Below are 19,084 nucleotides of genomic sequence, written 5' to 3'. Positions count from 1 at the left end.
ACATGAAAGCCATCGCCTACTTCCAGAACCTGCCCGCCACCGATCCGCAATCGCTGCAGGACATCACCGCGCCCGACCCCGTGCCCGGCGACCACGACCTACTGGTCGAGGTCAAGGCCATCTCCGTCAACCCGGTGGACGTCAAAATCCGCGCCAACCGCAAGCCCAAGGACGGCCAGCCCGAGATCATCGGCTGGGACGCCGCCGGCATCGTGCGCGCCGTGGGCGCCAAGACCCGCCTGTTCGCGCCCGGCGACCGCGTCTGGTACGCCGGCGCCCTGACGCGTCCCGGCGCCAACAGCGAACTGCACGTGGTTGACGAGCGCATCGTCGGCCGCATGCCGCAAAGCCTGGACTTCGCCCAGGCCGCCGCGCTGCCGCTGACCACCATCACCGCCTGGGAACTGCTGTTCGACCGCCTGCGAGTGCTGGACAACGCCGCGCCCAGCCAGGGCACGCTGCTGGTGGTGGGCGCGGCCGGCGGCGTCGGTTCGATCCTGGTGCAACTGGCGCGCCAGTTGACCGGCCTGACCATCATCGGCACCGCCTCGCGGCCCGAGACCCAGGCCTGGGTCAAAGGTCTGGGCGCCCATCACGTCATCGACCACACCAAACCGCTGGCCGGGGAACTCAAGCGCATCGGCCTGCCGCAGGTCAGCTTCATCGCCGGCCTGACCCAGACCGACCAGCACTTCGCGCAGCTGGCCGAAGCCATCGCGCCGCAAGGCAAGATCGCCCTGATCGACGATCCCGCCGCCATCGACGTGCGCCTGCTCAAGGGCAAGTCGGCCTCGCTGCACTGGGAGTTCATGTTCGCCCGGCCGCTGCACAACACGCCCGACCTGATCGCCCAGCACGAACTGCTGAACCAGGCCGCGCGGCTGATCGACAACGGCACCCTGCGCACCACGCTGGGCGAGCACTATGGCCGCATCAACGCCGAAAACCTGCGGCGCGCGCACGCCTTCATCGAAAGCGGCAAGGCGCGCGGCAAAGTCGTGCTGGAGGGTTTCTGAAACGCCGCCCCGCCCCAACGACATAATTGGGACGGGCGTCTCGCATTCGTGCGCGGAAAGAGGTAAAAACTCGACTGCGCGCGGCAGACCTTTAACCCGCTGCCGCGCTTTCGGGAGTTTGCCCTGATTTCTCAGCTGTCCGACCAAATGCTGGAACCCATGCTCTGGGGCATGGTGGCGATCGCCTTGCTGATGCTGCGGCTGGTGCCGCTGCAGGGCCTGAGAGCCGTCATCGTCGCGGGTGTCACGACCGGACTGGTGTTCGACACCATCCAGTTCCGGGTCGGGCCGCCGCGCATGTGGGACGAGCTGGTGCTCAGCGCCATCCTGGCCGCGCTGCTGGTGGCCGCGGCGCAGGAAACCGTTTTCCTGTTGCTGCGGCGCCTGCGCGCGTTCCGCATCCGCGCCTGAGCGCTCAGGCCTGGCCGTCGCGCCGGGCGCGTGCGCGCGGATCGCCGATCTCGGCCTCGAGCTGGGCAATCAACCAGTCGAACCAGCCGTTCTCGGTGCGCGCGTACACCACCGCCGCCGGAATCTTGCCCTCGCGCCAACCGGGTCGATGCGCGTCCATCCAGGCCGACAGGCTCTTGTGCGGCGCCAGCAGGCCCGACAGCCACGCCCAGACATAGTCGGGCACGTTGCGGCGGAAGCCCTTGGCGCTGGCGTAGATCGTCGGCTCCAGCGGCAGGCTGCCCGAACGGGCCAGCCTGGCCTGCACCCGGCGCAGCGTCTCGGCCGCCGCCTGCAATTGTTCGGTGCTGAGCTTTTTCACGTAACGACTCCTGGATTGGGTTTTGCCGGATTATCGCCGGAGCTTACGGCCGTTGCCAGCCGCATCGCCGCCGGCCTCAACGCGCGTCACGCGGTGGCCGCAGCGCCAGCAACAGCGTCGCGCTGAAGCGCTCGCCCGGCGCCAGCACCCGCAGGCCGGTGCGGGTCTCGCCCGCCGCCGCCAGGTTGAAGGCATCGGCCACGTTGGTCACCGGCTCCACGCACAGGAAATCCGAGCCCGGCGCGGTGTAGACCACCAGGTGTGCGAACGCCGCGTCGGCGTGCAACGCCAGTTCGTGCCCGTCCGGCCAGCGCAGCGTGGCGCGCCCGCCCCACTGCGACAGATAGGTATCGCAGCCCTCGGCAGACTGGCCCAGCTCGCGCACGTGCGTCGTCTGGCTGGCGCCGGGCAGGCCGTCCGCATCCGTCGGCCACGCGCGGCGCGCATGCAGCGCCACCCGCTCGGCGGTGAAATACGGATGGATGCCGCAGCCGAACGGCATCGGCGCATCGCCCTGGTTGATCATCAACAGCGTCAGCGACAGGCCGCGCGAATCCAGCCGGTAGCGCTGCACGCACTCATACGGCCACGGCCAGCCCAGCACGCCGGCCGGCTGTTGCAGCACCAGGTCGACCGCGTCATCGGCCAGGTGACGCACCTGCCAGGGCTGGTACAGGCCGCCGCCATGGATCGCCTGCGGCCGCCCCGGCAGCGATTGCAACGCGTGGCGCTCGCCGGCGAAGGTGAACACGCCGTCGCGCACCCGGTTCGAATAGGGCGTCAACGGATACGACCCGGCGCGCGGCCATTGCGCCGGCGGCCAATCCGTCTCGACCAGCGGCACGATCCAGTCATGCGCGCCCGTCGACAGCCGCGTCAGGCGTCCGCCGCCGCCAGGCGCGAACTCGGCGCGGTGGGAACCGTGGGCAATGGTCACGCGTTCGCGGGCATCCAGCGTGGCGGAAAACGGCAAATCGGGCATCGGGCGCTCCCGCGGCGCTGCGAACGGCCGCGTGGCGCCATTGTGCATGGCCCGGTCCGGCGCCAGCAAGCCGGATGCGCCGGGCCGCGCCTCATGCCACGGCCGCGGCCGCCGGCAGCGCGGGCGGCAGGCAGCCCAGGCCGCGCAGCGTCGCCGCCACCGCCACGTCCAGCGGCGTATGCGGTTCGGCGCCCAGCACACCGACCAGGCGCGCGTTGTCCATGCGCAGCGGCTGGCGCCACAGGTAGCGCATCTCCAGCAACTCGCGCAGGGTCTCCGAGAACGGCGCCGCCAGTCGCAGCAATCCCCACGGAAACGCGGCCACGCGCGGCTCGAGGCCATGGCGGCGCGCCACCCGCACGATCGCCGCCGCCATCCGCGTGCCGTCCGGATCCCAATGCCCCGCCATGTGGAAGGCCGCAAACGGCGCCAGCGCATCGCGCCGCGCCAGCAGCTCGACCAGCGCCCGCCCCACGTCCGGCAGATAGCTCCACTGATGCCCCACGCCCGGCGCCCCCGGCATGCTGACCCGCTTCAACGGCCGCCCCGGCTTGACCAGCCCTTGCGAAAACCAGTTGTTGCCGGCGCGCGGGCCGAAGAAATCACCCGCCCGCAGCACCAGCGCGCGCGCCCCGCGTTCGCTGGCCACTTGCAGCCGGCGTTCGAGTTCCACCCGGATCGCGCCCTTGCGCGTCAGCGGGTGCTGCGGCGAAGTCTCGCGCAACAACACAAACGCGTCCGGCCCGTAGTTGTAGATCGTGCCCGGCAGCGCGATCGTTGCGCCCTGCGCGGTCGCCACCGCAATGGTGTTGTCGATCATCGGCAGCACCAACTCGCCCCAGCGGCGGTAGCCGGGCGGATTGACCGCATGCACGATCACCTCGCACCCCAGCGCCGCCCGCGCCACGTCCTGGCGGTTCATGGCATCGCCGCGCAGCCAGGTCATGCCATCGCGCTGCGCCGTTTCCGTCGCCAGCCCGCGCGCCAGCGCGCGCACGCCCCAGCCGGCGTCACGCAACTGGCGCGCCGCCTCGCCCCCGACGCCGCCGGTGGCGCCCAGCACCAGCGCGGTGCCCGGCCGGCTCGATTCGATCATCGTCATGGTCATCTCCCGTGAATCCATGGCGACCATTCTGGCGCGGCGGCCATACAAAATAAATTGCCGAACTTCGCCCAGCGGCTATACATTTATGCATGACCAAACCGATCGGCTGGGAACTCTACCGCAGCTTTCTGGCCGTGCTCGCCGAGGGCTCGCTGTCCGGCGCCGCGCGCACGCTCGACATCACCCAACCCACGGTCGGCCGCCACATCGCGGCGCTCGAACGGGCCCTGGGCCAGGTCCTGTTCACCCGCTCGCAGACCGGCCTGCTGGCCACTGACGCCGCCCTGTCGCTGCGCGGCTACGCCGAAGCCATGCACAGCCATGCCGCGGCCCTGGAACGCGCGGCCGCCGCGCAAGGCCCAGGCGTGGCCGGCACCGTGCGGATCTCGGCCAGCGAGGTCATCGGCATCGAGGTGCTGCCGCCGGTGCTGGCGCGCCTGCGCCGCGACCACCCGCGCCTGACCCTCGAACTGGCCCCCACCAACCGCGTGCAGAACCTGCTGCTGCGCGAAGCCGACATCGCCGTGCGCATGGCGCCGCCAAAGCAGGAACAACTGATCGCGCGCCCCGTCGGCCATGTCGAGATCGGTCTGTACGCGCGCAAGGACTACCTGCGCCGCTGCGGCACGCCGGCCACGCTGGCCGGCCTGTCCGGCCACACGCTGATCGGCTACGACACCGAAACGCCCTTCCTGCGCGGCGCCGGCAAGCGCCTGGCGGTGTCCTGGAGCCGCGACAGCTTCACCCTGCGGGCCGACAGCGACCTGGCGCAACTGGCCCTGATCCGCGCCGGCGCCGGCATCGGCGTCTGCCAGGTGGCGCTGGCCCGCCGCGACCGGCAACTGGTGCGCGTGCTGCCCGACCAGGTCTCATTCCAGCTCGAAACCTGGATCACCATGCACGAAGACCTGCGCGCCAGCCCGCGTTGCAAGACAGTGTTCGACGCGCTGGTGCAATGCCTGCTGGCCCATACCGGAGCGGCGCGCTAGCGTCCGCGGCCCGGCGCCGTTCCGGTGCGACATCCCCATCGGGATTCGGTCCGACGTTCGGATATACTGTTCATTCATACAGCAATCCGACCGCAAGGGACCCTCGCCCATGACCAGTCTGATCAATTCCCCGCCCAGCCGCAGCATCTGGCTCAACGCCTTCCCGCGCCTGTCCGGAGTCAAGAACGGCGACTATCTGCCCCTGCGGCGGCTGCAGGAAGCCACCGGCCTGGACGGCGGCCAGAAGCTGCGCGAAGTCCTGGCCGCCGCAGAACGCGAAGGCCTGCTGCTGATCGACCGGGGAGCCACGCCCGCCCGCTACCGCGCCACCTACGCGCTCGAGCGCCAGGTCACGCTGTTCGCGGTCGACTAGCGTGCGGCCCGCAACGATAGAGTGCTAACGATCCCTTGCAATGCTGTTACATCTCGGGAAATAGAATCCCCCCGAATGCACCCTACGGAGAAAAACATGCAAGAAGACACCGCCAAGCCCGAACCCACCCGCCGCCGCTGGCCCTTCGGCTACGGCCAGGAAGCCTGAACCGGCTTTTGCCCTATTCTCGGGGCGTGCAAGCGCCACCCACCGCCCTGGATGCCATCGCCGGCAAAGTTGGCGCGGCCGGCAGCAGGAAGAGCCGGCGACCAGCCGAAAACGACTCCGATGCGGTCTGCGCCAACAAAGGCGGTGGCGACGGCCGCGAGCAGGTCTCGCACGCCAAGCAATGCGGCGCGATCGTCTGGGGCAACGGCATCGCCCTCTCCCGGATCGCCCCCACGCTCGGGGCCGCGACGGATAGGGTGCTCGCCGAGTGCAAGCAAGAACGCGGCGGCGACGGCGAGGTATGCTTCTACGATTGCAGCATGCCGGTGCGCGTGCAATAACGCACCGCCTCCCCCTTTTCCCGAGCCTTCGCCATGCCCTTGAACCCCGCTCACTTCGTTACCGACGCCGCCGCCCTGCAAGCCCTGTATGGCGAACCGGGTGAAGCCTCGCTCAAGAAGGAAGTCGACCACGTCCATCCGCACTACCGCGCCTTCATCGAGGCCGCGCCGTTCGCGGCGCTGGCCACCTCGGGCCCCGATGGCCTGGATGTCTCGCCGCGCGGCGATCCCGCCGGCTTCGTAGTGATCGAGGATGAAAAGACGCTGTTACTGCCGGACCGGCGCGGCAACAACCGCATCGACAGCCTGCGCAACATCCTGGCCGACCCACGCGTGGCGCTGCTGTTCCTGATCCCCGGCGTCAACGAGACGCTGCGCGTGAACGGCATCGCGCGCATCAGCGTCGACCCGGCATTGCTGCAACGATTCGAGATGGACGGCAAGCAACCGCGCTCCGTCCTGATCGTCGATGTGCAAGCCGTCTATTTCCAATGCTCGCGCGCCCTGCTGCGCTCGCGGCTGTGGGACCCGGCCACGCAGATCCCGCGCGCGGCGCTGCCCAGCGTCGGCCGCGTGCTGTCCGACCTGACCGCCGGCACCTTCGACGGCGTGGCCTACGACCGCGATCTGCCCGCGCGGGTCGCCAGCACGCTGTATTGAGCGCCGTCACCGTCCCCCCGCGCCCCGGCCCGATACAATCACGGGCATGAATTCCGCAACACAGACCACCGCCGCCGACGCCCACGCGGGCCACACCCCCATGATGCAGCAGTACCTCCGCCTCAAGGCGGAGGCTGGCCCCCTGCTGCTGTTCTACCGCATGGGCGACTTCTATGAAATGTTCTATGAAGACGCCGAGCGCGGCGCGCGCCTGCTCAACCTGACGCTGACCAAGCGCGGCTCGTCCAATGGCACGCCCATTCCCATGGCCGGCCTGCCGGTGCACGCGATGGAGCAGTACCTGGCGCGGCTGGTGGCGATGGGCGAGTCCGTCGCCATCTGCGAACAGATCGGCGATCCAGCCGCCTCCAAGGGCCCGGTCGAGCGCCGCATCGTGCGCATCGTCACGCCCGGCACGCTGACCGACGACGCGCTGCTGCCGGCCAAGGCCGACCGCGCGCTGGCCGCGGTGTTCGTCACCGGCAATGCCCGCGCGCCGCGCGCCGGCCTGGCCTGGCTGAACCTGGCCAGCGGCGACTTCCGCGTCACCGAATGCGCGCCGGCACAACTCGAATCCGAACTGCACCGCATCGCGCCGGCCGAGATCGTCTGCGCCGACAGCGCCGAATTCGACTTCGCGTTCGAGGGCGCCCGCTCGCGCGTGCCGGACTGGCACTTCGAAAGCGACGGCGCCCGCGCCCACCTGCTGGCGCATTTCAAGACCGATACGCTGGCCGGCTTCGACATCGAGGACATGCCGGCCGGCATCTGCGCCGCCGGCGCGCTGCTGCGCTATGCCGCCCGCACCCAGTCGCAGGCGCTGGCGCACGTGCAGAGCCTGTCGGCCGAGCGGCCCGGCCAGTATGTACTGCTCGACCCGGTCACGCGCCGCAACCTGGAGTTGACGCAGACGCTGTCGGGCGAAGACTCGCCCACGCTGTTCTCGCTGCTGGATGGCTGCCGCACGCCCATGGGCAGCCGCCTGCTGCGCCGCTGGCTGCACCATCCCCTGCGCGACAACGCGCCGGCCCAGGCCCGCCAACAGGCCATCTCGACGCTGCTGGCCGGCCGCATGGATGTCGAGCAGACCTTCGGCTCGGCCGGCCTGCTGGAGACGCTGCGCGGCGCGCTCAACGCCTTCCCCGACATCGAACGCATCGCCGCGCGGCTGGCGCTGCGCTCGGTGCGTCCGCGCGAACTGGCCAGCCTGCGCGATGCGCTGGCCGCGCTGCCCGCGCTGCGCGACCTGGTGGCGCCGATGGCCGCCGCGCCGCGCCTGAATGACCTGATTTCGCACCTGTCGGTGGACCCGGCGCTGGCCGCCCTGCTGGCGCGCGCCATCGCCGCCGAACCGGCCGTGGCGATCCGCGACGGCGGCGTGCTGGCCGCCGGCTTTGACGCCGAACTGGACGAACTGCGCGCCCTGGCCGCCGACGGCGGCGACTTCCTGGTGCAGTTGGAAGCGCGCGAGCGCGAGCGCACCGGCATCAGCAACCTGCGCGTCGAATTCAACCGCGTGCACGGCTTCTACATCGAAGTCACCAAGGGCCAGACCGCCAAGGTGCCGGAAGACTACCGCCGCCGCCAGACCCTCAAGAACGCCGAGCGCTACATCACCCCGGAACTCAAGACCTGGGAAGACAAGGTGCTGTCGGCGCAGGACCGCTCGCTGGCGCGCGAGAAATGGCTGTTCGAGCAATTGCTGGACGTACTGGCCGAACACGTGCGCCCGCTGTCCGACTGCGCCGGCGCGCTGGCCGAGCTGGACACTCTGGCCGCATTGGCCGAACACGCGCGACGCCACGACTGGATCGCCCCCGAACTGTCCGAGCAGGCCGACATCGACATCGACGCTGGCCGCCACCCGGTGGTCGAACAGGCCATCGAACGTTTCACGCCCAACGGCTGCCGGCTCGATCCGGCGCGGCGCATGCTGCTGATCACCGGTCCCAACATGGGCGGTAAATCGACCTACATGCGGCAGGTGGCGCTGATCGTGCTGCTGGCGCGCATCGGCAGCTTCGTGCCGGCGGCGCGCGCCCGCATCGGCCGCATCGACCGCATCTTCACCCGCATCGGCGCCGCCGACGACCTGGCGGGCGGGCGCTCGACCTTCATGATGGAGATGACCGAGGCCGCCGCCATCCTCGCGGCCAGCACGCCCAACAGCCTGGTGCTGATGGACGAGATCGGCCGCGGCACCTCCACCTACGACGGCCTGGCGCTGGCGTGGGCCATCGCCTGCCGCCTGCTGGCGCACAACCGCGCCCTGACGCTGTTCGCCACCCACTACTTCGAGCTGACGCGCCTGCCGGCCGAACAGCCCGCCTCGGCCAACGTCCACCTGGCGGCGGCCGAATCGGCTGGCGGCATCGTATTCCTGCACGAAGTGCGCGAAGGCCCGGCCAGCCGCAGCTATGGGATCCAGGTGGCGCAACGCGCCGGCGTGCCCGCCGCCGTGATCCGCCAGGCCACCCGCGAACTCGAACGGCTCGAAGCGCAAGGCGCGCCCACGCCGCAACTGGGCCTGTTCTCCGCCGCGGCCGACGCCGATGCGCAGGCCTATGCCGCCGCCGACCGCGCCGACACCATCGAGGCGCTGGACACGCTGCGCGAGGAACTCGCCGCCATCGACCCCGACAGCCTGACCCCGCGCGAAGCGCTGGACGCCCTCTACCGCCTGAAGAAGCACCTGCAATGAACCTAGACCATCCCCTGCCGCTGCTGGGCAACCAGAGCCCCAACGACTTCATGCGCCGCTACTGGCAAAAGAAGCCGCTGCTGATCCGCCAGGCCATTCCCGATTTCAAGCCGCCGGTCACCCTCGCCGCGATCAAGAAGCTGGCGCGCCGCGACGACGTCGAATCGCGCCTGATCTGGCGCGAGAACGGCGAATGGCAGATGGAAAGCGGCCCTTTCGCCCGCCTGCCCAAGGACAACGAGGGCGACTGGACCCTGTTGGTGCAAAGCGTCGACCTGCACAGCGATGCCGCCGCCGAACTGATGCAGCAGTTCCGCTTCATCCCCGATGCGCGCCTGGACGACGTGATGATCAGCATCGCCAGCCATGGCGGCGGCGTCGGCCCGCACTTCGACAGCTACGATGTATTCCTGCTGCAGGCCGCCGGCCAGCGCGAATGGCGCTACGGGCGCCAGAAGGACCTGTCGCTCGAACCCGGGCTGCCGCTCAAGATCCTCAGCCATTTCCAGCCCGAGCAACAGGCCGTGCTGGCGCCGGGCGACATGCTTTACCTGCCGCCGCAGGCCGCGCATGACGGCATCGCCATGGGCGACGGCTGCATGACCATCTCCATCGGTTTCCGTGCCCCCACGCAGGCCACGCTGGCGCGCGGCCTGCTCGAAGCCGCCGCCGACCAGGTGATGGCGCGCGTCGGGCTGCTGGGCGGCCCCTACGGCGAACCGGCGCTGCCCGGCCCCAAGCTGTCGGCCGTCTACCGCGACCCGGCCCAGGCCGCGGTGGCCACGCCGGCCCAGGTGCCGGACGCGCTGGTCCAAGCCACGCTCGACACCGTCGGCAAGCTGCGCTTTGACGACGCGCTGGCCTCGCGCTTCCTGGGCTGCTGGCTGACCGAACCCAGCAACCTCAGCGTCTTCGATGGCCCGCAAGGCCTGGAGGTGGATCTGGAAGAAGACTGGCCCGCCGCCGGAAGGCTGGTGCTGGACCGCCGCAGCCGCATGCTCTATCGCGGCAAGCAGCTCTTCATCAACGGCGAAACCGCGATGACGCCGGCCGCGCCCGCGCTGTGCAAACTGGCCGATGCGCGCAGCCTGGACTGCGCCGATCCGGCCTGCGCGCGCCTGTCGGATGACGCCCGCGCCTGCCTGGCGGATTGGCTGGACTCGGGCTGGATTCATTACGTCGCCCCGTAGTATCCGGACACCTGTGCGTATCCGTCTTGCACAGAACGCAATGAGGTCTGTACGCCAGGTCACATACAGCAAGACATCACACCGCGTGGAAAGGTTTGTTGCCATTGGGATGCGACCTTTTTAATTTCCACACTCGCATCGCTTACGGCTTCCTGTAGCCTGAGTCCTGGTTTCCCCTGACGGGGTTTCAAGAGTCGTCATCTACAGGAGTCTAAAAATGATGAGCAAAACCTTGATTATTGCGTCGGTGCTGGCGGTCTCGCTCAGTGCCTGCAACAAGAAGGAAGATGCCCCGGCGCCCGCGAACAACCCCACGCCGGGCGCCAGCGCCCCGGCGCCCTCCAGCCCCTCGCCGGCCACCTCGCCGGCGCCGGCTCCCGCCCCAGCCACCACGCCTGGCGGCGGCTCGAATGCCCCCGGCGGCTCGACCACGCCCGCTTCCTGATCAGAGACCCCCCCCGCCCTGATCCAGGAAAGAAAACCCCGGCCTCGCGCCGGGGTTTTCGTTTGTGCGCGGGCGATTGCAGGCCGGCCGCACCTCGCCGGCCGCACCCAAAGAAAAAGGCCCCGAGGGGCCTTTTCCGGATCGACGCGGGCGCCAAGGCGCCACGCGAAGAAGGGACATCACATCTTGTCTTTCAGCACGCTCAGCAAGCGTTGCGCCGTGGCGCTGTTGTCGCGCGTGCCCTTGGCGTCCAGCACCGTCACGTTGGTCTGATCGCCGCTGGCGACCAGGTGGATGCGGTATTGCGGCGCCTCGGCTTTCTTGTCGCCCGAGAACATGCGGCTGAAGAAACCCGGCTGGTCGATCTGCTCGCCGGTGTCGGTATCGACGTAGCGCACGTAGTAATCGCCGGCCGAACGGTCGCGGTCTTCGACCGAGAAGCCGCCGCTGTCCAAGGCCACGCCGACACGGCGCCAGGCGCGGTCGAACGATTCGTTGACGATCAGGGCAGCGCCCTGGGCGCGCACGTCCTGTTGCACCGCCGGCTGTTGCGGCGCGGCCTCGGCCTGCTGCACCAGCTTGCGGGCGTTGTCGACGTCGGTACCCAGATAGACCATCATGCGCGCCAGCATGGCGGCGTTCAGGCCCGGGTCTTCCTTGCCGTTCTGCCATTGCACCTGCATGCCGTCGCCGCCGACGCGCTTTTCGAGCATCTGGCGATGGCTGACGAAGATCTCGGTGTGGCCGTTGACGCGCTCGACGCGGGTGCGGAATTTTTCGCGCTCGCCGCTATCCCAGGCCGATTCCAGCACCGCGCCCAGGGCCTGGCGCAGCCAGCTTTCCGGGATCTTGGCGCGGTTCTCCGCCCAGTCGGTTTCGATCAGGCCGGCGGCCGGATTGTTGCTGGCGACGGTGAAGCCGTTTTCGGTCCAGAAGTCGACCAGGCGCGGGAACACGTCCTCGGGCGGGCGATCGACCACCAGCCAGCGCAGGTCACCATCGCGCTCGACGCGCATGTCCTGGCGGTTCGGCAGCACGTTGCTGCTCTTGGGCGCCGTGGCTTGCGCCTGGCCCTGCTGCTGGAATTGCGAATAGGTCGTGGAACCCGACGCCGGCGCGCGGTAGCGCGGATCGCTGGCGGCCTGGGTCAGGTCGGGCGGAATGCTCAGCGGCTCGCCACGTTGGGTGACGGCGCTCTTGTAGTTGACGGACTCTTCATTGCCCAGGAATTGGTTGACCTCGCTGCAGCCGGCCAACAACACCAGAGACATCAATGCCGACATACCGGCATGACGCTTGTTCATACGTATCCTCACGATATTTAGAGCAGGCCCGTTTCCTGGAGCGCGCGACGCACCGTTTCGTGGTGCTGCGCGCCCAGTTCCACCAGCGGCAACCGGTAGCCCAGTGCGGTGCGGCCCATTTCGGCCAGCGCCCACTTGACGGGAATAGGATTGGCTTCAACGAACAAAGCCTTGTTCAGACGGGCCAGGTACGCATTAAGTTCACGCACCTTCGGCACATTGCCCGCCAGGGCGGCGGCACACAAGTCGCGCATCAACTTGGGCGCGACGTTGGCGGTGACGGAAATATTGCCACGCGCGCCCAGCAGGATCAGGGCGGCGGCGGTGGGATCGTCGCCGCTGAACACCTGGAAGCTGGCCGGCGCCTCGCGCAGCAGCAGGCCGCCGCGGGCGATGTCGCCGGTGGCGTCCTTGATGCCGATGATGCCCGGCAACTGGGCCAGGCGCAGCACGGTTTCGGTGCTCATGTCGGCCACGGTGCGGCCGGGCACGTTGTACAGGATGGTCGGCAGGTCCACGGCTTCCGCGATGGCGCGGAAGTGGCGGTACAGGCCTTCCTGCGACGGCTTGTTGTAGTACGGCACCACCGACAGGCCGGCCTGCGCGCCCACCGCCTTGGCGTGGCGCGTGAGGTGGATGGCTTCATCGGTGGAATTGGCGCCCACGCCGGCGATGACCGGGATGCGGTTCGCCGCATGCTCGACCGCCACGCGGATCAATTCCGCGTGTTCTTCCATGGAGACCGTCGGCGACTCCCCGGTGGTGCCCACCACCACCAGAGCATCGGTTCCTTCCTGGATATGCCAGTCGATCAACGACCGGTAGGCAGCGTAGTCCAGGCTGCCGTCGGGCTGCATCGGGGTGACAAGGGCCACCATGCTGCCCTGGAAATTAACGCCTGCGGCGGGTGCAGGGGATGCCATAAGTGAAGGGCTCCAAAGCCCCACGGCGGGATGCCCCAGGGCCAGAATCAGTGAAACCGCTGAGTTTAACGGATATTGGCCAAATTCCTACAGAAACCACTGGACGATAGCCGTCCCCAAAGCCAATACCGGACGCATCAATATCCACAGCACATCGGTGACCAACAGCACCACCACGATGACCAGGCCATACGGCTCGATTTTCGAATACTGCCAGGCCAGGCGGTTCGGCAGCAGGCTGAAAAGGATACGTCCCCCATCCAGCGGCGGGACCGGCAGCAGGTTCAGCGCCATCAGCACCAGGTTGACCTGCACGCCGGCCATGGCCATTTCGAACCAGAAGCTCTCCTGCATGCCGGTTTCGAGAAACAGGCGCAGCGAAAACACCCACAGGATGGCCATCAGCAGATTGGCGGCGGGCCCGGCCAGCGCCACCCACAGCATGTCTTTCTTGGGGCGGCGCAGGCGGCCGAAATCCACCGGCACCGGCTTGGCCCAGCCGAACAGCATGCCGGGGCTGCCGAGCAGCTTGGAAGTCAGCAGGATCACCACCGGCACCAGCAGCGTGCCGATCGGGTCGATGTGGCGAGCCGGGTTCAGGCTGACGCGGCCCGCCTGGTACGCGGTCGGATCGCCGAGCATGCGCGCGACGTAGCCGTGCGCGGCCTCGTGCAGGGTGATGGCGAAAATGACCGGTATCGCGTAGACCGCGATGGTTTGGATGATCTCGTTCATGGCGAACCGGATTGTAGAGGAGCCGCGCGAAGAAAGGCGCGGCAAAAAACCGAACGGAGCAAGACGCCGCAGCGGCCGGCAGCGCCGCGGACGCGGGCCAGGCCTTCCGCGCGGCGGGCAAGCGGCCCGCGGATGGCGGCGGCGCCTTGCCGGCGCGGGCGACCGGGGTTCAGGCCAGGCCCAACGTGGCCGGATCGCCGCGGCCCACCCGCACCACGGCCGGCTCGGCGCCGGTCAGGTCGATCACGGTGGTCGGCGACTGCGGGCAGGCGCCGGCGTCGATCACGGCGGCCAGGTCGTGGGCGTAGCGCTCGCGGATGGCCTCGGCGTCGTTCAGGGCCTCGTCCTCCCCCTTCGGGATCAGGGTGGTGGACAGCAGCGGCGCGCCCATCTGTTCGAGCAGGCCCAGCATGACGGCATGATCGGGCACGCGGATGCCGATGGTCTTGCGCGACGGGTGCGAGACACGCCGCGGCACCTCCTTGGTGGCTTCCAGGATGAAGGTCCAGGGCCCCGGGGTGGCGGCCTTGAGCAGGCGGTACTGGCGGTTGTCGACGCGCGCGAAGTGGCCGATCTCGGCCAGGTCGCGGCATAGCAGCGTCAGGTGATGGCGTTCGTCCAGGCCGCGCAGGCGGCGCAGGCCGTCGGCCGCGTTCTTGTCGTCCAGGCGCGCGACCACCGCATAGCTGGAATCAGTGGGCACCGCCACCAGGCCCCCGTCGTTCAGCCATTGGGCGGCCTGCTTGAGCAGACGCGGTTGCGGATTCGCGGGGTGGATATCTAAATGGAGAGCCATGGGTTTATCCTAACACTCTTGAAGGCCGCTTCACCATCGCGGCACTGGCAACACATGGCGGCCCTGCGGGCCCGCCCGGAGACACAGTATGCGCCTGGACGATTCCCGCGAGAGCGACAACGTGGAAGACCGCCGCGCCAGCGGCCCGCGCATCGGCGGCCGCGGCACCATCGGCATCGGCACCATCGTGCTGGCCCTGGTGGCCATGTATTTCGGCATCGACCCCAGCGTGGTGCTGCAGATGGCCGAAGGTCCGCCGACGCAGCAGCAGACCGGCCCGGCCACCCGGCCGCCCGCCAACGACCCGCAGGCGCGCTTCGTGTCCAAGGTGCTGGGCGAAACCGAGGACACCTGGAGCGCCATCTTCCAGAAAGACCTGAACCGCCAATATGTGCCGCCCAAGCTGGTGCTGTTCCGCGGCGCCACGCCCACCGCCTGTGGCACCGGCCAGGCCGCCATGGGGCCGTTCTACTGCCCCGGCGACAGCAAGGTCTATATCGACCTGGCCTTTTTCGACGAATTGCAGAGCCGCTTCAAGGCCCCCGGCGATTTCGCCCAGGCCTATGTCATCGCGCACGAGGTCGGCCACCACGTCCAGCATCTGCTGGGCATCTCCGACCAGGTCGACAACCTGCGCCGGCGCAACCCCTCGCAGGCCAACGCGCTGTCGGTGCGCATGGAACTGCAGGCCGACTGCTTCGCCGGCCTGTGGGCGCAGCGCGCCAACGCCGCCCGCAATATCCTCGAAAGCGGCGACGTCGAGGAAGCGCTGGCCGCCGCCACCGCCATCGGCGATGACCGGCTGCAAAAGCAGAGCCAGGGTTATGTGGTGCCCGACGCCTTCACCCACGGCTCGTCGGCGCAGCGCGTGCGCTGGTTCAAGCGCGGCCTGGAAAGCGGCAGCCTCAAGCAATGCGATACTTTCGCCGCCAGTTCGCTGTAGCCCGGCATGCCGGCGCGCCGGCCGCCATGGCTGTATATCCGTACAGCGAACAGACCGGCACCGTCTTCATCTTGTAAGATTACGCCCCCGCGCCCATCCGGCGGCGCGGGTCAGAGCCCCCGCGAGGGGGCTTTTCCGCTGGGCGGCCCGGCGGTGCATTTCCCGACTCTAGATCCGTTCCATGGCCAACAAGTTCGAACCGTTAATCACCCCTGATGAGGTGCAAGAGATCCTTGCGGAGCCCAAGGAAACCGTCAAACCGGTCACCTGGACCCCCAAGCCGGCCGCGATCAGCCCCCAATGGATGGAATTCGCCAGCCCGTGCCGCGTCAAGGGCGAGGTGCGCGACGACGTGATCTTTCGCGCCACCTATCGCGGCGCCCGCACCGACGTGCACGGCCAGGCCACGATCTTCCTGGCCGAAGCCTTCTGCGCCAGCCTGTTCGTCGGCCCGCACCGCGTCTTCGGCGTCGACACCGATGACGCCTTCCACACCAGTCTGGTGGGCCAGGACCGGCCGCACTACCGCAAGCCGCTGGCCGACCGCAGCCACGAACATATCTGGGTCGACGAAGGCGAAGGCTACGCCGCGCCCGTCGTGCCCGCCCTGCATACCATCGCCGAGCTGATGCAGTATTTCCTGCCGAGGGCCAACCTGACCCTGACCGGCGGTTTCGCGCATCCCCTCAAGGGCCGACAAATCGAACTGATCCTATGAGCAATTTCCTGGAAGCCGCCGGCTGGACCGTCCTGCCGGCGGGCGAACACGCGATCCGCGCAATCGCACCGATGACGCTGGGCCTGGACGGCCAGCACGCGGCGTTTTTCATCGCCTATCCGGACGACGACACCTTCTATCTCACCGACGCCTGTGAGACCGCGATGCACGCCTCCAGCTACGGGATCGAAGTGGCGGCCAAGCGCATCGATTTCCTCAACGAAACCCCGGGCGTCAGCCTGGCGCACTTTGACAAGTCCGGCGCCATCGTCGCCACCGGCCCCAACGAGCAATTGCAGGAAGCCTTGTGGGACGCCGTCAAGCTGGCCATGGCGCTGTCGTTCCAGTGCGCCAAATGGATGCCGCGCTTCAGCCAGCTGCGCTTTCGCGCCCAGGTGGGCCGGGCGCTGGCGGCCGGCGTCGGCCCCAACCGCATGGTCAAGGGCGCGCGCGCCAAGGGCAGCAGCGGCCACACCGCCGACTTCGCCTTCGCCGTGCGCGCGGCCGGCAGCACTGCGCTCACCTATATCGAGCCGATCGCCCTGAAGGCCGGCAAGAAAATGGATTGGACCCAGGTCTACCAGACCCACGGCAAGATGTCGGACGTGAAAATGGCCAACGCCCGCAACGCGCGCATGGTCATCCTGGAAGATGGCGCCTCGGCCGAGGAATTGAAGAAGGCCGTGGCCATCCTGGAACAATCGGCCAGCGTGCTGACGCTGGCCAAGACGCGCGACTGGAAAGCGGTTTTCGCCGCCGAGTAAGGCGGGCGCGGCCGCCGCACCCCAGGCGCGGTGGCGCATGGCCGCCATGGCGCGCCTTGCCGGCGCCGCCCCGGCGTCAGGTAGACATGTGGGTCAGGCCGTCGACGATCTCGCGGCCATGCAGGATGGCGGCATGCACGGCCTCGCGCGGGCTGTACACGAAACCGCCCTCGGCAAAGCATGGCACGGGATATTCGTCGCCGCCTTCCTGCACGGCGCCCGCCTGGACCACCATGATCGATGCGATGAAAACGGGGCCGCTGGGCAACGCCTGAACTTCAGCGCCGGCGCCCCGGGAAACCTTGGCCGTCAGCCGGTATCCCTTGTAGATCAAGTTGTTCTGATGCACTTCGGATGCCCTCTTTCTGCGATTCAGCATACCGCGCCTGCCCATGACAGTTCAGATATGTTTTGTAACGTGAGCTGCCGATAGAAACACTGTTGCAATGCGGAAATTGCGTCCCCGTTTCCACGGCAGGTTCGGCAAGGGCGGCGACAGGCAGGCGGGACGCGGCTTACAGCCGGATGACAGGGTCGTCCGGCGCGGGCCGCGCGGATCCGTCCCGGGGATTTCCCCTAGGGCTGTTGCGAAAGCGCACTTTCGGCCACCTGCATGGCGGTGGCACGCAGGTAGTCCGGCAGGCTCCAGCCCCGTCCCAGCAGGAACATGCGGGTATGCAGGTCGCCCAGCACCGGCGCCGTCACGGCCGCGCCCAGATAGGTCAGGCGCTTGCGCCGCAGATCGACGTAGCCCAGCGTGTAGTCACGCGCCAGGCCCAGCCACAGGCGATGGGCGCCGACCGACTGGCGCGCTCCGCTCATGATGCACAGCCCCGCCTCCAGCCCCCAGCGATACACCGCCGTGGCCAGCCCCATGCCCTGGTACGGCGCGGCGTACTTCGAGTGCGGCGCGCGCACATAGGGGTCGGCGCGCCGGCCCACTTCGATCAGGCGGTTGAACACCGTATAGCCCGCCAGCCGCCCACGCCGCACATCCACCACGTACACGTAATACTCGCCATCGGCTTCGCGGTAGCGAAGCACCAGGCCAGGGATATCGGTTTGAACCTCCGGCAATCCATGCAGGCGATCCGAGGGCCGGTTCATGCGGTCGTGGATGGCATCGAGTTCGGTTTCCACTTCGCGCGGACCGTGGTTGACGTCGATGCGCAGCTCCGTCGCGCAAGGCAAGGCGCGGCGGAGAAGGTGCAGGGCCAGCGTAGGCAAGGCCACCTCCTGTACAGGGCAAATGCCCGATGAAAAAAAGATGTGCGCCCCCCGCGGCCAGCCGGTCCGCGGGGGGCGAAAGTGAAATCGAGGGAAAGCGCATCAAGCCGGGGGAGTCCCCGGCCGGGGAACGCTAGGCGGCGTGGCCGCCTTGCTGGTTCCAGTCCACCGCGTCGGCGGCCGCCTCCCCGGACATGCCGAAAAATGCGGGAAACTGCCGCGCGCCCTTGCGCGTGACGGAGAGCGCGCGCGAATCCAGGTCCTTGTCGACCCAGCCGCGTTGCAGCAGCGCCTCCAGCAAGGCGGCGCCCAGCGCGCCGCCCAGGTGCGAGCGGCGCTCGCTCCAGTCCAGGCACGGGCAGGCGAAGCGGCGGCGGCGCTGGCGCGCCCCCGCCACGTCCACCCCCACCTGCGCCAGCGAGGCCTCGCCCAGCGGCGTCAACACGTAATCGCGGCCATCGGCGGTGAGCCACCGGCGCGCCAGCATCGCATCATGAACGCGCACCGCCAGGGTGCCGGCCATGTGGTCGTAGCAGGTGCGCGCCTCGCGCAGGGCCGACGGCGTATTCGGCTTGAAGGGCGCGCGTTCGGCGCCCGCCACCACCAGCAAGGCTTCCAGCGCCCGCGCCACTTCGGCGTTGGCCAGCCGGTAATAGCGATGCTTGCCCTGCGCCGCCTGCTCCACCAGCCCCTGCTCGCGCAACCGCTGGAAATGGCTGCTGGCGGTGGACGCGCCGATGTCGGCGGCCGCCGCCAGCTCGGTGGCGGTGCGGGCGCGGCCATCGAGCAGCAGGCACAGCATGCGGGCCCGCGCCGGATCGGCGATGGCGCCGGCGACAGCCGAGAGATTGATGTCGGCGAACTCGGATTCCATGATTCGGCCCAGGCCAAAGTGTTGTGTGCAGGCACAAGCATACTGCGAGTCATCGCAA

22 protein-coding genes are annotated in these 19,084 nt (G+C 68.7%); 12 read left to right on the top strand and 10 right to left on the bottom strand.

The features are described 5' to 3' along the window. Positions 1-2 precede the first annotated feature (2 nt). Both K2W61_RS16510 and K2W61_RS16505 read left to right on the top strand, forming a co-directional pair. Positions 3-1,016, top strand: coding sequence for a zinc-binding alcohol dehydrogenase family protein (locus tag K2W61_RS16510; RefSeq protein WP_236756089.1), 1,014 nt, complete (start codon positions 3-5; stop codon positions 1,014-1,016). Between the two features lie 147 nt (positions 1,017-1,163). Then, positions 1,164-1,427 carry a hypothetical protein gene (locus K2W61_RS16505; protein WP_236756087.1) on the top strand — a complete coding sequence of 88 codons (264 nt, stop codon included), beginning with the start codon at positions 1,164-1,166 and terminating at the stop codon, positions 1,425-1,427. A 4-nt stretch (positions 1,428-1,431) separates the two neighbouring features. Here the strand turns inward: K2W61_RS16505 and K2W61_RS16500 are convergent, their stop codons facing one another. From K2W61_RS16500 to K2W61_RS16490, 3 genes are all read right to left on the bottom strand, one after another. After that, on the bottom strand, positions 1,432-1,788 hold the full coding sequence (locus K2W61_RS16500) for a hypothetical protein (protein WP_175133505.1): 357 nt from the start codon (positions 1,786-1,788) through the stop codon (positions 1,432-1,434). Between the two features lie 76 nt (positions 1,789-1,864). Further along, complete coding sequence (locus K2W61_RS16495) at positions 1,865-2,770, bottom strand: aldose epimerase family protein (protein ID WP_236756085.1); 906 nt, start codon at positions 2,768-2,770, stop codon at positions 1,865-1,867. 91 nt (positions 2,771-2,861) lie between these two features. Next, a complete protein-coding gene (locus K2W61_RS16490; RefSeq protein WP_175133503.1) occupies positions 2,862-3,878 on the bottom strand; it encodes an NAD(P)H-binding protein in 1,017 nt (338 codons plus the stop codon). 86 nt (positions 3,879-3,964) lie between these two features. Between K2W61_RS16490 and K2W61_RS16485 the strand changes: the two genes are divergently transcribed. The 7 genes from K2W61_RS16485 (at position 3,965) to K2W61_RS16455 (ending at position 10,742) form a co-directional block, all read left to right on the top strand. Beyond that, on the top strand, positions 3,965-4,864 hold the full coding sequence (locus tag K2W61_RS16485; protein ID WP_175133502.1) for a LysR family transcriptional regulator: 900 nt from the start codon (positions 3,965-3,967) through the stop codon (positions 4,862-4,864). A 109-nt stretch (positions 4,865-4,973) separates the two neighbouring features. After that, positions 4,974-5,237 carry a hypothetical protein gene (locus K2W61_RS16480; protein WP_175133501.1) on the top strand — a complete coding sequence of 88 codons (264 nt, stop codon included), beginning with the start codon at positions 4,974-4,976 and terminating at the stop codon, positions 5,235-5,237. A 176-nt stretch (positions 5,238-5,413) separates the two neighbouring features. Beyond that, on the top strand, positions 5,414-5,746 hold the full coding sequence (locus K2W61_RS16475) for a DUF4189 domain-containing protein (RefSeq protein ID WP_236756083.1): 333 nt from the start codon (positions 5,414-5,416) through the stop codon (positions 5,744-5,746). Between the two features lie 33 nt (positions 5,747-5,779). Further along, positions 5,780-6,406 carry a pyridoxamine 5'-phosphate oxidase family protein gene (locus K2W61_RS16470; RefSeq protein ID WP_175133499.1) on the top strand — a complete coding sequence of 209 codons (627 nt, stop codon included), beginning with the start codon at positions 5,780-5,782 and terminating at the stop codon, positions 6,404-6,406. A gap of 46 nt (positions 6,407-6,452) precedes the next feature. Next, positions 6,453-9,107, top strand: a complete 2,655-nt coding sequence (gene mutS / locus K2W61_RS16465) for a DNA mismatch repair protein MutS (RefSeq protein ID WP_175141438.1) — start codon at positions 6,453-6,455, stop codon at positions 9,105-9,107. Beyond that, complete coding sequence (locus tag K2W61_RS16460) at positions 9,104-10,297, top strand: ribosomal protein uL16 3-hydroxylase (protein WP_175133453.1); 1,194 nt, start codon at positions 9,104-9,106, stop codon at positions 10,295-10,297. Before mutS ends, K2W61_RS16460 begins: the two co-directional genes overlap by 4 nt. 217 nt (positions 10,298-10,514) lie before the next feature. After that, complete coding sequence (locus K2W61_RS16455) at positions 10,515-10,742, top strand: endopeptidase (RefSeq protein WP_175133452.1); 228 nt, start codon at positions 10,515-10,517, stop codon at positions 10,740-10,742. A gap of 179 nt (positions 10,743-10,921) precedes the next feature. On the opposite strand, the gene bamC is transcribed toward K2W61_RS16455, so the two are convergent. The 4 genes from bamC to K2W61_RS16435 all read right to left on the bottom strand — a co-directional run bounded on the left by bamC (position 10,922) and on the right by K2W61_RS16435 (position 14,500). Continuing rightward, entirely contained in the window at positions 10,922-12,046 is a 1,125-nt protein-coding gene (bamC, locus tag K2W61_RS16450) for an outer membrane protein assembly factor BamC (protein WP_175133451.1), read from the bottom strand. A 17-nt stretch (positions 12,047-12,063) separates the two neighbouring features. Next, positions 12,064-12,969 carry a 4-hydroxy-tetrahydrodipicolinate synthase gene (gene dapA, locus K2W61_RS16445; protein ID WP_175133450.1) on the bottom strand — a complete coding sequence of 302 codons (906 nt, stop codon included), beginning with the start codon at positions 12,967-12,969 and terminating at the stop codon, positions 12,064-12,066. An 87-nt stretch (positions 12,970-13,056) separates the two neighbouring features. After that, entirely contained in the window at positions 13,057-13,704 is a 648-nt protein-coding gene (locus tag K2W61_RS16440) for a site-2 protease family protein (RefSeq protein ID WP_175133449.1), read from the bottom strand. A 169-nt stretch (positions 13,705-13,873) separates the two neighbouring features. Beyond that, on the bottom strand, positions 13,874-14,500 hold the full coding sequence (locus K2W61_RS16435; RefSeq protein WP_236756081.1) for an L-threonylcarbamoyladenylate synthase: 627 nt from the start codon (positions 14,498-14,500) through the stop codon (positions 13,874-13,876). A gap of 88 nt (positions 14,501-14,588) precedes the next feature. Between K2W61_RS16435 and ypfJ the strand changes: the two genes are divergently transcribed. The 3 genes from ypfJ to K2W61_RS16420 all read left to right on the top strand — a co-directional run bounded on the left by ypfJ (position 14,589) and on the right by K2W61_RS16420 (position 16,925). Beyond that, entirely contained in the window at positions 14,589-15,443 is an 855-nt protein-coding gene (gene ypfJ, locus K2W61_RS16430) for a KPN_02809 family neutral zinc metallopeptidase (RefSeq protein WP_175133447.1), read from the top strand. Positions 15,444-15,624: 181 nt separating this feature from the next. After that, positions 15,625-16,161: a hypothetical protein gene (locus K2W61_RS16425; RefSeq protein WP_175133446.1), complete on the top strand. Its 537-nt coding sequence runs from the start codon at positions 15,625-15,627 to the stop codon at positions 16,159-16,161. Continuing rightward, positions 16,158-16,925 carry a DUF1828 domain-containing protein gene (locus K2W61_RS16420; RefSeq protein WP_175133445.1) on the top strand — a complete coding sequence of 256 codons (768 nt, stop codon included), beginning with the start codon at positions 16,158-16,160 and terminating at the stop codon, positions 16,923-16,925. Before K2W61_RS16425 ends, K2W61_RS16420 begins: the two co-directional genes overlap by 4 nt. A 76-nt stretch (positions 16,926-17,001) precedes the next feature. Here the strand turns inward: K2W61_RS16420 and K2W61_RS16415 are convergent, their stop codons facing one another. The 3 genes from K2W61_RS16415 to K2W61_RS16405 form a co-directional block, all read right to left on the bottom strand. Then, positions 17,002-17,274 carry a hypothetical protein gene (locus K2W61_RS16415; RefSeq protein WP_175133444.1) on the bottom strand — a complete coding sequence of 91 codons (273 nt, stop codon included), beginning with the start codon at positions 17,272-17,274 and terminating at the stop codon, positions 17,002-17,004. Positions 17,275-17,501: 227 nt separating this feature from the next. Beyond that, positions 17,502-18,152, bottom strand: coding sequence for an N-acetyltransferase (locus tag K2W61_RS16410; RefSeq protein WP_175133443.1), 651 nt, complete (start codon positions 18,150-18,152; stop codon positions 17,502-17,504). Between the two features lie 133 nt (positions 18,153-18,285). Further along, a complete protein-coding gene (locus K2W61_RS16405) occupies positions 18,286-19,026 on the bottom strand; it encodes an ArsR/SmtB family transcription factor (protein WP_175133442.1) in 741 nt (246 codons plus the stop codon). Positions 19,027-19,084: the final 58 nt, after the last annotated feature.

This window comes from Achromobacter pulmonis (assembly GCF_021733725.1).
Classification (GTDB): domain Bacteria; phylum Pseudomonadota; class Gammaproteobacteria; order Burkholderiales; family Burkholderiaceae_B; genus Achromobacter; species Achromobacter pulmonis.
The sequence above is the reverse complement of the archived record's forward strand: the minus strand, read 5'-3'. Positions and strand labels throughout refer to the sequence as shown.